The organism is Rothia sp. P7181, assembly GCF_048513015.1.
Lineage (GTDB): Bacteria > Actinomycetota > Actinomycetes > Actinomycetales > Micrococcaceae > Rothia.
The window spans coordinates 95,109-108,080 of sequence record NZ_JBLXXZ010000001.1 but is presented as its reverse complement, the minus strand read 5'-3'; the positions used below and the strand labels follow the sequence as shown (position 1 = coordinate 108,080).

The following is a 12,972-nucleotide window of genomic DNA, read 5'->3' as shown; positions in this document are numbered from 1 at the left end:
CCTACTTTCCGTTCTTTATGGATTTTTAACTATCGACTGTGGTTTATCGGAGCATTCCTTTCCAACATCGGAACATGGATGCAACATACTGCTCAAGACTGGCTGATTTTTAACGAACTCTCTAATAACGATTCCACTCGACTCGGAATCGTCATGTCTTTACAATTTGGCCCTCAACTCTTCTTAGCACCTTATGCCGGAGTCCTTGCAGATAGGCTAGACCGCCGAAAACTGCTCTACACGACACAAAGCGCAATGGGCATTCTCTCCCTCATACTAGGATTCTTAGTGATGAGCGGGCACATCCAAATTTGGCACGTTTACGCATTAGCCCTCGTCGCTGGAATCATCGTCTCTCTCGAAGTTCCTGCCCGCCAAACCTTTGTTTCTGAGCTCGTTCACGATAACGACTTGCCTAACGCTGTAGCCCTCAACTCCACATCCTTTAATTCTGCACGTCTTATCGGCCCAGCATGTGCCGGTATTCTTGTTGTTCTTTTGGGTACTGGGCCAGTCTTTTTCATCAACGCTGCAACATTCCTCATCATGCTTGCTGCAATCTCGTTGATTCGAACTCGAGAGCTTCGCCCCACTCCTCGGGCGGATCGTTCAACCGGACGTATCCGCGACGGCGTCGCATACGTCAGAAAACGCCCCGATATTTTGGCAGTGATGGTAGCAGTTTTTCTGGTGGGAACCTTCGGGCTTAACTCCGCAATGAACATCGCGGCAATGGCAACAACAGAGTTTGATAAAGGTGCTGGAGAATTCGGCTTTCTTAACTCCACTATGGCCATCGGCTCTGTCATTGGAACTCTCCTCGCCGCACGGCGAGAACGTCCTCGCCTGCGCTTTATTTTTGGGGCTTCAGCAGCCTTTGGGCTGTCTGCCTTATGCGCGGCTCTTTCTCCTAACCTGCTGTTCTTTTCCATAACACTCATACCCATGGGCCTTTGCGCCTTGACGATTATTACTTCAGCGAATGCATACGTTCAGGTCACGACTGAACCACAGATGCGTGGACGAGTCATGAGTTTATATATCGCAGTTTTCTTAGGCGGCACGCCCGTCGGGGCACCTCTTGTTGGCCTCGTCAACGACCACTGGGGTGCGCGTTGGGGTCTTGGTATTGCAGCATTATCAGGTATTCTGGCAGGTCTTATTGGGCTGCTATGGTACTACCGTTCAGAAAAACTCAAACTCGTCTTTGACCGCTCTCGAAAAACGAAGTTTGTTTTCAAACGTACCGAAGAAGAACCTCTTGACCCTGTGACAACAGCTCTAGAAATTCAGCAGCCACGATAATTTATCGATGCTTTCCTCTCTAAATTTTGGGGCGCTGTCTGAACATCAGACAGCGCCCCAAAAAGACCTATATCAAGGTTCAAAATACTCTTTAAGAACCTTTACATTATGAACGGTTACGCACTCTTTTGAGCAACAACGTAATCAATGCATTCTAAGAGCGCTGAAACATCTTCTGGATCAATCGCCGCGAAAGTTGCAATACGTAGCTGATTTCGTCCAAGTTTACGGTATGGCTCAGTATCCACAACACCGTTACGACGAAGTGCTTGCGCAACATACGAAGCATCAACCTGCTCTGAAAAATCGATAGTGCAAATCACTTGAGAGCGTTCTGCAGAGTTCTGCACAAAAGGTTCTGCAAAGGAAGAATTTTCTGCCCATTGATAAACTCTCTGCGAAGAGTCTGCGGTACGTCCAGCAGCAAAGGACAAGCCACCGTTGTTATTAATCCAACGAATCTGCTCCGCTAACATCACCAAAGTCGTCAGTGCAGGGGTGTTATAGGTCTGGTTTTTTCGAGAGTTCTCGATTGCCGTGACAAGATTCAACGAATCAGGTATCCAGCGTCCAGACTGAGCAATTTCATATGCGCGATGAATAGCTGCTGGAGAGAAGAAGGCTACCCACAATCCTCCATCAGAAGCAAAGTTCTTTTGAGGGGAGAAGTAATAGACATCTGTTTGAGATAAATCAACGTCAATACCGCCAGCGGCACTTGTTGCGTCAATAACAACCAACGCCTCTGAGCTGATACCCTCGGGGCGAATAACTGGTGCCACGACGCCTGTAGAAGTCTCGTTATGAGGCCACGCATACACATCGACGCCTTGTTCCGCTTGAGCAGATGGACAACTACCAGCAGGCACCTCAATAATGGAAGATTCTTCTAGAAAAGGAGCTTTTGTAGTTGCCTGCGCAAATTTAGAACCAAACTCTCCAAAACTTAGATGTTGAGCTTTATGTTTGACGAGCCCAAAAGTTGCCGCATCCCAAAAAGCTGTTGCCCCACCGTTACCGAGCACGACTTCGTAGCCTTCTGGCGCGTTGAACATGTGAGATAAGCCCTGTCGAATTTCTTCAACAAGATTTTTAACTGGTGCTTGTCGGTGTGACGTTCCAAGAAGTGGAAGCTCAGCTGCACGGGTGAGAGCTGAAATTTGCTCACGGCGTACTTTTGAAGGGCCTGCCCCAAAACGTCCGTCCTGAGGAAGCATATCGACTGGGATAGAAGGAAACTGTGTCACTGATTCTCCAAATCATGGTGAACTCACCGTATACGTACTGACACCGGTTTTAACGTCCGGTTATGTTCTATTGTGCCTTGCTTGAAGAAAAGAGAGTGTTTCATTCTCTGAAAAGGAATAATATTTTCTGAGGTCTTGAGCGTTACTTTCTATGGCATGTTCATTGTGTGGTGAGCACAGCGAAAATTTATAGATTTGTCATATTCATGAAGGGTTGTATCCCCTGTTCGCCCTACAACGTGAAGTGCATATATACTCAGGTTAAGAGTTATTTGCTCACTGGTTTGGCGCCAGAGAAGGGAGTTAAGACATATGACTGACCTAATTGATACTACTGAGATGTATCTACGGACTATTCTTGAACTAGAAGAAGAGGGCATCGTCCCTATGCGCGCTCGTATTGCAGAGCGTTTAGAACACTCTGGCCCAACCGTTTCGCAGACTGTTGCTCGCATCGAGAAACATGGTCTTGTCGAGGTTTCTTCTGACCGCTCTTTGAAATTAACAGAGCAGGGTCGTAAAAAGGCTGTAGAAGTGATGCGTAAACATCGTCTTGCAGAGCGTTTGTTAGCCGATATCATCGGCTTAGACATTGCGTATATCCATGAGGAAGCTTGCCGTTGGGAACACGTAATGAGTGAGCGTGTTGAACGTCGCTTAGTTGAGCTCCTCAATAATCCAAAATTTTCTCCGTATGGAAATGCTATTCCTGGTCTTGAAGAGCTGGGAGCGAAGAGCGAAAATAACGATGAACGCACTGTCTCTATGAGTATTGCGGCTAAAGATTCTCGTGTAGAAGATCGTTTCACGATTTCTCGTTTCCCCGAGTTTATTCAAACTGACGTTGAATTGATGAGTCGTCTAGGGGATGCGGGCATTATTTATGGTGCTACGGTTTCTATCGCATCTGCACCACAAGGGGCTGTTATTGTCCGTGCTGATGGTGAGGATCAGGAAGTGACACTTTCTGCGGATGTTGCTGAAGCGATTATCGTCAAGCGGTAGATATCTTTTGGAGAACGCTGAGCACCTTTTGATACAAGGCAGGATACTGATGAGTGGTTGAACTTCTTATCGGTGAGAGCCTCCTTGGATTTGTCCGAATATGTGGAAGCTTTTTATCTGGTTGAGGTGGGGTACTCCTGTGGAGGGTACCCCACCTCAACTTTTTAATGCTTCTCTATGGCTCTTGTTGCTGTTGGCAGGTAGCTTGTTGAGCCTTTATTTTTTGGTGCTGACGATGCTTCGAGGGGTCTATCTGGGGCAAAAGTCACGAAAAGGACACGGGTGTGAGACATACCTCGTATATTTTTTTTAATCATTTCGTGACCTTTTTAATGTTGGTTCTCCTGTGTTGCACAAACCCTTAAAGCCTTTGTTTGCACTAGAAAATAGGTTTTTAGAGCAAGAAAAGAAAAAATACCACATGATTTGCCGTGGCTTTAATGTGTTTTTGTGGGCTCGCCTCGTGAGACAAAAACATGTTTTCGTAACCAAAACGTGACATTTGAGTTGAAGGTGTAGTAGTGTTTTCAACGTGCCAATCACTGGTCGGAGAGGCACCCTCAGAACAGATCGCCTAGTTCTGCCACTGTTCACACTGAGGTAACGAAAACATCATGACATGCTTGGCAGAAGCGGGGGACCCATCCTTTTGGGTTCTTAGATGAAGAGCCCTAGGGGTGAAGTTACTGGAATATCAGTAACCGAGTGAACCTTCTACTCGAACCCGACAGCTTACCTCGTGAGGCAATGGAGGAAAATAAACATGGCTAACACTGCACGCCACATGGCACCAAAGAAATCTAACATCGCACGCAACGCAGGTATCGCTGTTGTTGCTGGTGCCGCTCTAGCAGGCTCTATTGCACCTGCTAACGCATTCGGTGTAGCAAACACCGTTGCTCCTGTTGATTACTCAGCAACCCTTACTACTTACACCACTCCTGAAGTTTCTTACGAGAACATCACCACTTGGGGCGCTACCGTTGAAAGCGCTCCTGCGCCAGCTGTAGAAGCTGCACCTGCTCCAGCACCTGCACCCGTTGCAGCGCCAGCTCCAGCCGCTGCACCAGCACCAGCACCTGCACCTGCTCCAGCACCTCGTCTTGCTGTACAGTCTTCTGCAACTAATGTTGCAGGCGTACGCGCTCAGGTTCTTGCCTCTGCATACGATGGAATCGGCGGTGCATACATCTGGGGTGGACGCTCCTACAAAGCTTGGGACTGCTCCGGCTTCGTATCTAACGTTTACGCACGTGCAGGCATCAACTTGACCCCTTACACCTACGCAATGGTTGGTCAGCTTGTTCCTACTGCTTACCCACAGCCAGGCGACATCGTCTTCACTAACGGCTTCGCACACGTGGGTATCTACGTCGGTAACGGTCAGATGATTTCCGCTCTCAACCCATCTCAGGGTACTCAGCTCACCGCTGTTGACGGTGGCGGACTCATGCCTGTCTCCGGCTACTACACCTACGCAGGCCTCTAAAAATTACATACTCATGCTAGTGAGGGGAACAGTTATAATGTTCCCCTCCTACATGAATATTATGAGTTCACCTCTGGTCATCTACTGGGTGAACAATTCATAACTTTTCCTGATCTAGGAAATCTCACCGAATATTTTATTCGGGTGATGCGACCCTCGTACGACCAGCAGGGGTCGCATTTCTATATCCACGCTAAGATAGGACTATGTCTACTCAGTTTGAAAGCCCCAGCAACGGTTCTGACCAAGAATTTACCTACATGGCAGTTGGAATGATTGCCGGAGGAGTACCCGGTGTTCTCATTGGTCTACTCATGGCGCTGAGCCTTGGCAACGCTGCCATGTGGGTTTCTATCACCGGCGGTATCGGCATCGTCATCGGTCTAGTCGTCGCTCAGATGATTTTCCGTAAGAAGAAAAAGAACCTGTAGTTCACCTAAGAATTTATTGGTATAGTGTGTCCCTTAGCAGGAATAATTAAATAAAGTTTGGCCCTCGTAGCTCAGGGGATAGAGCACCGCTCTCCTAAAGCGGGTGTCGATGGTTCGAATCCATTCGAGGGCACAAAGAAACTTCTCTACGGATGAAGTATTGACACACCATGTGCGTGAATGAGCTCAGCTCAAGGCGGTTTATTGAACCTTTAACGGATATTCGCAACATCATAAGAATCTACCTATTTTCATCGAACACGTGTACGAGATAGACTGGTTCACACGATGGAATACTTATTTGATGATGAGAGCCTAACTCCTGGCACGAAGAAACACACCAAAAAACATGCTGCTCCAGCTCCGCACCTAGAGGAGCCTGCCATCTTTACATACGAAGAACCCATCTTCGACGAACCACTATGGGAACCGACTGAAGAACCTACTCCTAACCTTGACGTACCTCAAGATATTGCAGAGTTAGATTTCCTGCCACCGTCCTACCAAAGTGGTGGATACGGTGTTGAAACCTCTCATCGTAAACCTGCCCCAGAGAATCACCGAGCCCATAATCTTCTAGAAGGTCTTAACAAACAACAACATGAAGCTGTTATCCATCAAGGGAAACCGCTTCTGATTGTTGCCGGTGCTGGCTCAGGAAAAACTCGTGTCTTGACTCATCGCATTGCCTACTTGCTGGCAACGGGCCGAGCCTATGAAAGTGAAATTCTTGCGATTACCTTCACCAACAAAGCCGCCGCCGAAATGCGTGAGAGAATTATCGAACTCGTCGGAGAATCTGCGCGCCGTATGTGGATTTCTACGTTCCACAGCTTCTGTGTGAGAGTCTTACGTAAAGAAGCATCCCACCTAGATATGAAGACGACGTTCTCTATCTATGATTCTGCAGACTCGCTGAGACTCATCACCACTTTAGCTAAAAACTCTGCAATAGATACTCAAAAAATAGCGCCTAAAGCGATTGCCTCACGGATTAGTCAACTAAAAAATGAGCTCATCACAGCTTATGATTTTCAAACGACGATGAACCCCGCGAACCCCTTTGACCGGGCAGTTTCACAAGTCTATAACGGGTACACACAGCGACTCCAAGCAGCTCACGCCCTAGACTTCGACGACCTCATCTCAAAGACCGTGCATCTTCTACGAACAGTTCCAGAAGTCGCTCAATACTATCGAACACGTTTCAAACATATTTTGGTGGACGAGTACCAAGACACAAACCACGCACAATACGCTCTCGTACGAGAACTCGTCGGCAAAAACGAAGCAGAACTCACCGTCGTCGGTGACTCTGACCAGTCCATCTACGCGTTTCGTGGAGCTGATATTCGCAATATTATCGATTTCGAACAAGACTATCCCTCCGCTCGAACCATCATGCTTGAACAGAACTACCGTTCAACACAGAATATCCTCTCGGCAGCTAACGCCGTTATCGAAAAAAATAAAGACCGACGCCCCAAAAAACTTTGGACAGCCTCTGGAGAAGGCGAAAAAATTGTTGGATATGTTGCCGAAAATGAGCATGGTGAAGGGCGATATATTGCAGCTGAGATTGATCGTCTTTACGAATCACACGGGATACGTCCCGGAGATGTCGCAATTTTCTACCGGACCAATGCGCAATCTCGTATCTTAGAAGAAGCCCTGATGAGAGAAGGCTTGCCCTATCGAGTCGTTGGCGGTACACGCTTCTACGAACGCAAAGAAATTAAAGACGTTCTAAGCTACCTAAGAATTATGGTCAACGCTGATGACGATGTGAACACTCGCCGTATTCTCAACGTCCCTAAACGTGGTATCGGCGCAAAGAGTGAAGGGCTTGTGGCTGATTATGCACTTCGTCAAGGGTGCTCCTTCATGCAAGCTCTCACCCAATGCTCAGAAATATCAGGACTCGGTGCAGCTGCACAGAAAAAAATTGCCTCTTTTGTGCAACTCATCCAAGACCTCTCAACGCTTGTTCAATCCTCCTCTCCAGCAAACTGCTTAGAAGCTGTATTAGAACAAAGCGGATACTTACAATCACTACGAGAATCCCAAGACATCCAAGACGAATCCCGTGTTGAGAACCTCTCCTCATTGGTTGAAGCAGTCCAAGACTTCGAACACGATAACCCCGAGGCATCTCTGGCGGATTTCCTCGAACACGTTGCTCTCGTAGCAGATGCTGACCAAATACCGGCCGCCCCAGAAAACACCGACGAACAGTCCGCAAGTGCCCAAAAAATTGCTGAAGAAGTGGCACAAGCACGCGCGCAAGGAGTCATTACGTTGATGACTTTGCATACTGCTAAAGGCCTAGAATTTCCGGTGGTGTTCTTGACTGGAATGGAATACGGAATCTTTCCACACCAGCGGGCGATGACCGATGAAGGAGAAATGAGCGAAGAACGCCGACTTGCCTATGTTGGTCTGACACGAGCGCGACAGAAACTGTATATTACACGCGCGCAGAGTCGTTCGCTTTGGGGTCAAAGTCAGATGAACCCTCCCTCTCCTTTTATTGAAGAGATTCCTGAAGACCTTATTGAATGGGCTCGAAAAGGCTTCAACGCCGTGTCTACCACCTCCTCTCACCCTCGCACGGAAGCTCTTGGAACAGGTTTACACAAAAGTTCAGGTACTGGACTTCGTGAAGCGGCTCGTCGCGTCAACGTCTCTCGTGTTCAGCCGCGTAAAGAAATACCTCAACTAACCGTTGGGGAAGAGGTTTTGCACCAAAGTTTTGGTCAAGGAAAAGTTGTTGCCTTAGAAGGAAGCGGAGATAAAACCGTTGCAAAGGTGCGTTTTGGTTCAGAAGAAAAACGCCTCCTCTTGCGCTATGCGCCGTTAAAGAAACTTTAGGTAATTTATTAGCTGTGTGCATAATCTTCGGTGCGATTGTTGGTTTGACGATACGCCGTGAAGAATACCGATAAAATAGGGGTGAGTTTTCACCGTCATTGTGGAGGATTACTGATGCCTGAACGAGATACTGTGCCTTCTGTTGCTTCTGAATTCACCGAAGCAATGAATGCTGTAAGCGATACGAGCGTGCAGGTTCGAGAAATTTCGTCGTTAACATTGGTACGTATTCAAGTTGCACCAGACTCTGTTGCTGCAGCACGCATGTCTCAGGTGCTTGGCATCGACTTTCCTCGTCATCGCGGTGAAGTTACGGGGGATTCTCAAGCACGAGAGATCCTTTACGGTACGCGTCAAATTGTGGCGGCTCTGTGGGTTCATGAGGATACTTTCCTCATCGCTACTCACGTAGACCCCATAAAATTGGGGCGTGCCCTAGATCGTGCCCTCGGCTCAGAACCGGGGCTTGTCCTCGACGTATCTGCCAATAGAACTGTTATTGAGCTATCTGGTGAAGAAGCTCCTGAAGTGCTTGCCCGCTGTGTCACTTTTGAAGATGACGCTACACCAGAACTATTTGATATTGGTATGGGGTGGCGTTGTAACGTGGGCGAAGCTGAACTTATGTTGTGGCGTATCGACCGTTTTGAATATCTGATGGTTCCACGTTCTTCTACAACAGCACCATTCTTAGTGACGTTACTTGACACTATTGAAAAAGTTAAGAATTGATTATCTACTAGTCAAAGCCAAGGTTTTAAGAAGAAAATAGGGGTTCTTGTCGCATAGACCTGCATCTATTCCTCCTTTGAGCTAAAGTGTCTTGAAGAAGATATTGTGCTCTACCTCTCTTTAGTGGGGTAGAAACAATATCCAAGAAGAAAGAACGCTGGCATGCATCACTGCCAGCACTACTTCAACGAAGAAGGAATCTAGTGGATCTGTTTGAATACCAGGCACGCGACATGTTTGAAAAGCACGGAGTGCCCGTGCTTGAAGGCATCGTCGCGACAACACCTGAAGAAGCAAAAGCAGCAGCCGAAAAGATTGGCGGAGTAACCGTCGTCAAAGCACAGGTAAAAGTTGGCGGGCGCGGCAAAGCCGGTGGCGTCAAAGTCGCAAAAACCCCAGAAGAAGCATACACTCACGCCCAAAACATCCTCGGGATGGATATTAAAGGTCACCGCGTTGAACGCGTCATGATTGCGCAAGGGGCACAAATCGCAGAAGAATACTATTTCTCTCTTCTCCTTGATCGAGCTAATAGAACATACCTCGCGATGTGCTCCGTTGAAGGCGGTATGGAAATTGAGCAGCTAGCAAAAGAACGCCCCGAGGCACTTGCTAAAGTTGAGGTCAACCCCACAACTGGTCTCGACCTAGACACCGCACACAACATTGTTAAGACTGCTGGATTCTCCCAAGAGCTACAAACCCCTGTCGCAGAAGTGTTGACTCAACTTGGCGCTGTCTTTGAAAAAGAAGATGCAACTCTCGTTGAAGTAAACCCGCTAGTAAGAACCGAAGACGGAAAAATTCTAGCTCTCGACGGAAAAGTTTCTCTTGACGATAACGCAGAGTTCCGCCAACCAGAACACCAAGGGTTAGCCGACAAAACCGCAGAAAATCCCCTTGAAGCAGAAGCTAAAAAACACGACCTCAACTACGTTAAACTCGACGGCGAAGTCGGCGTTATCGGTAATGGTGCTGGTCTTGTGATGTCGACTTTGGACGTAGTGGCATATGCTGGCGAACAATACGGAAATGTCAAACCTGCAAACTTCTTAGACATCGGTGGCGGTGCATCAGCTGAAGTAATGGCAGCTGGACTAGATATCATTCTCGGTGATGAACAAGTTTCATCCGTCTTCGTCAACGTCTTTGGCGGTATCACCTCTTGTGACGCTGTGGCTGAGGGTATTGTACGTGCTTTGGAAATTCTTGGCGATTCTGCGACTAAGCCTTTAGTAGTACGCCTTGATGGAAATAACGTTGAAGCAGGACGACGTATCCTCGCAGAAGCTAACCACCCTCTTGTGTATCAAGAAGAAACCATGGACTCCGGCGCAGCTCGTGCCGCAGAACTTGCCTACGCATCATCTCAAACACAGAACTCTTAGAAGGTACATAAGACATGTCTATCTTTTTGAACAAAGACTCAAAAGTCATCGTTCAGGGTATCACCGGCGCTGAAGGGTCGAAACATACCGCTCGTATGCTTGCTGCTGGTACTCATATTGTCGGTGGCGTTAACGCCCGCAAAGCAGGAAGCACCGTTTCGCATCAGAACGCACAGGGCGAAAATATTGAACTAACAGTATTTGGCACTGTTGCTGAAGCTATGGAAAAAACGGGCGCAGACGTATCCGTAATTTTTGTTCCTCCAGCTTTTTCTAAAGACGCAGTCATTGAAGCTATTGACGCAAAAATGCCGTTAGTCGTGGTCATTACTGAAGGTATTCCGGTGCAGGATGCCGCAGAATTCTGGGCACATGCGAAGAACTCTGTTGATGAAAACGGCAAGATGGTGACTCGAATCATTGGACCAAACTGCCCCGGTATTATCACACCTGAAGAATCTTTGGTGGGTATTACTCCCGCGAATATCACCGGAAAAGGAAAAATCGGTCTTGTATCAAAGTCCGGTACTTTGACATACCAGATGATGTTTGAGCTACGTGACATCGGGTTCACAACCTGTATCGGTATTGGCGGTGACCCCATCATCGGTACAACACATATCGATGCGTTAGAAGCCTTTGAAGCTGACCCTGAGACTGAAGCAATCGTGATGATTGGTGAAATTGGCGGTGACGCTGAAGAACGCGCTGCAGAGTTCATCAAAGAACACGTCACAAAACCTGTCGTAGGTTATGTTGCAGGTTTCACCGCTCCAGAAGGTAAAACAATGGGCCATGCTGGAGCTATTGTCTCTGGTTCTTCTGGAACAGCGCAAGCTAAGAAAGAAGCTCTTGAAGCCGCGGGCGTCAAAGTGGGTAAAACCCCGTCTGAGGCTGCTGAGCTGATGCGTGAGATTTTTGCTCAGTCATAAAAATGGTAAGAGCCTTAGGGGAAGTAGAAATATCCCTATAGAATTTCACTTCCCGTCTTGAACCAAAACCCCTAGCGTATATTCATCGATAAGGTGCGTGTGCTCTAGGGGTTTTGTGATATGGAGGAATTGTGGGGAGGGATGAAGATTACGGAGATTTTACGCGGTGTACCCCATAATCTTCGTTAGTTGAACCACAGAACTGGTGAATATGCAGTGTGTTGTCTGGAAGCTGTACGAACTAGTGGGAAGATTTTGGAGACAATACTCGTCTTAAACTGAATGAAGCTTATGTCTCTGCTCAAAAAATATGGAATCTTACCTTGGGTTATTCTTGCAATAGTCTTTGGTCTGATTTTTGGCCAATTACTTCCTGAAGAAATCTCTCGGATTTTTTATACGTATAACGATATTTTTTCTCAATTCTTATCGTTCTCTATTCCTCTGATTATTATTGGACTTGTTGTTCCTGCTATCGGTGATTTGGGTCGAGGCGCAGGAAAATGGCTAGGTTTAACCGCTGCCTTGGCATATTCTTCTACTTTGTTTGCCGGTTTCTTGACGGTTGTTGTTGCTTTGCTGGCGTACCCCAAACTTATCGACACCTCCACCTTTAACAACGTTACTGCTACTGAAGAAACGCTATCTGCGGCTTCTGGTTACTTCACTATTCAGATGCCTCCACCGTTTGGCGTCATGACGGCTCTCATCCTTGCGTTTGTTATTGGTATCGGGCTTTCTATTGTTCCTCGTGGAGTGTTGCGCCGTGGTTTTCTAGAATTTAGAGAAATTATTAACGCTCTGATTATGCGCGTTATTATTCCACTTTTGCCATTACACATTTTTGGTATTTTCTTGAACTTGAGTGCTTCTGGAGAAGCTGCTCAAGTCATCTCAACCTTGGCAGTTGTTGTTGTGCTGGTACTTCTTCTTGAAGTTGTTATTTTAGGTACCCAATACGGTATTGCCGGAGCTATTTCTGGTAAAAACCCTTTGACCGCTGTATGGACAATGAAAGACGCGTATTTGACAGCGCTAGGTACGTCTTCTTCTGCGGCGACGATTCCGGTGACGCTTCGTCAGACGCTTAAAAACGGTGTTCGTCATCCTATTGCAAACTTCGTTATTCCTTTATGCGCCACAATTCACCTCGCTGGTTCTACTTCAAAGATTACAGCTTTTGCTATTGCTATTGCTTTCACTCAGCATATTGATGTGACTACGGGCCAGTGGATTGGTTTTGTGTGCATGCTCGGTATTGTGATGGTTGCAGCGCCGGGTGTGCCCGGTGGCGCTATTATGGCAGCTGTTGGCATTTTGCAGTCTATGCTTGGTTTCAACGATCAACAGGTTGCTTTGATGATTGCAACGTATATTGCTCTTGATTCTTTTGGAACAGCAACTAACGTGACTGGTGATGGCGCTATTGCGCTGATCATGAACCGTATTCTTGGTTCAAAGCTTGATGAGCGTGAATCCCGTGTTGCCCCTAACCAAGAATATGTTCCGTTTGATCCAGACGCATATATTGAGGAAGTCAAACACGACTAGTTCTTTTGTGAACATTATTGT

General features: G+C 47.2%; 10 protein-coding genes, 1 tRNA gene and 1 riboswitch. Of the genes, 10 read left to right on the top strand and 1 reads right to left on the bottom strand.

Going from position 1 to position 12,972, the window contains the following annotated elements:
• Positions 1–21 precede the first annotated feature (21 nt).
• Positions 22–1,305: an MFS transporter gene (locus ACN08Z_RS00500; RefSeq protein ID WP_419102832.1), complete on the top strand. Its 1,284-nt coding sequence runs from the start codon at positions 22–24 to the stop codon at positions 1,303–1,305.
• Between the two features lie 116 nt (positions 1,306–1,421).
• Here ACN08Z_RS00500 and serC read toward each other — a convergent pair whose 3' ends face one another.
• Entirely contained in the window at positions 1,422–2,522 is a 1,101-nt protein-coding gene (serC, locus tag ACN08Z_RS00495; protein ID WP_419102831.1) for a phosphoserine transaminase, read from the bottom strand.
• A 342-nt stretch (positions 2,523–2,864) separates the two neighbouring features.
• Here serC and ACN08Z_RS00490 point away from each other — a divergent pair, with 342 nt between their 5' ends.
• From ACN08Z_RS00490 to ACN08Z_RS00450, 9 genes are all read left to right on the top strand, one after another.
• On the top strand, positions 2,865–3,557 hold the full coding sequence (locus ACN08Z_RS00490; RefSeq protein WP_419102686.1) for a metal-dependent transcriptional regulator: 693 nt from the start codon (positions 2,865–2,867) through the stop codon (positions 3,555–3,557).
• Between the two features lie 602 nt (positions 3,558–4,159).
• A riboswitch (cyclic di-AMP (ydaO/yuaA leader) is annotated at positions 4,160–4,317 on the top strand.
• A gap of 3 nt (positions 4,318–4,320) precedes the next feature.
• Positions 4,321–5,046: a C40 family peptidase gene (locus ACN08Z_RS00485; RefSeq protein WP_419102685.1), complete on the top strand. Its 726-nt coding sequence runs from the start codon at positions 4,321–4,323 to the stop codon at positions 5,044–5,046.
• A 206-nt stretch (positions 5,047–5,252) separates the two neighbouring features.
• The gene (locus ACN08Z_RS00480) at positions 5,253–5,477 is read left to right on the top strand and encodes a hypothetical protein (protein ID WP_419102684.1); all 225 of its coding nucleotides are present in this window, start codon (positions 5,253–5,255) and stop codon (positions 5,475–5,477) included.
• A 60-nt stretch (positions 5,478–5,537) separates the two neighbouring features.
• Positions 5,538–5,610 (top strand) — tRNA-Arg (locus ACN08Z_RS00475).
• Between the two features lie 155 nt (positions 5,611–5,765).
• Positions 5,766–8,348 (top strand): DNA helicase PcrA, encoded by a 2,583-nt coding sequence (gene pcrA / locus ACN08Z_RS00470; protein ID WP_419102683.1) that lies wholly within the window; start codon positions 5,766–5,768, stop codon positions 8,346–8,348.
• A 114-nt stretch (positions 8,349–8,462) separates the two neighbouring features.
• Entirely contained in the window at positions 8,463–9,080 is a 618-nt protein-coding gene (locus ACN08Z_RS00465; protein WP_419101007.1) for a hypothetical protein, read from the top strand.
• A gap of 203 nt (positions 9,081–9,283) precedes the next feature.
• Entirely contained in the window at positions 9,284–10,468 is a 1,185-nt protein-coding gene (gene sucC / locus ACN08Z_RS00460; RefSeq protein WP_419102682.1) for an ADP-forming succinate--CoA ligase subunit beta, read from the top strand.
• A gap of 14 nt (positions 10,469–10,482) precedes the next feature.
• Positions 10,483–11,400, top strand: a complete 918-nt coding sequence (sucD, locus tag ACN08Z_RS00455) for a succinate--CoA ligase subunit alpha (protein WP_419102681.1) — start codon at positions 10,483–10,485, stop codon at positions 11,398–11,400.
• A 291-nt stretch (positions 11,401–11,691) separates the two neighbouring features.
• Positions 11,692–12,951 carry a dicarboxylate/amino acid:cation symporter gene (locus tag ACN08Z_RS00450; protein WP_419102680.1) on the top strand — a complete coding sequence of 420 codons (1,260 nt, stop codon included), beginning with the start codon at positions 11,692–11,694 and terminating at the stop codon, positions 12,949–12,951.
• The last annotated feature ends 21 nt before the right edge of the window (positions 12,952–12,972 follow it).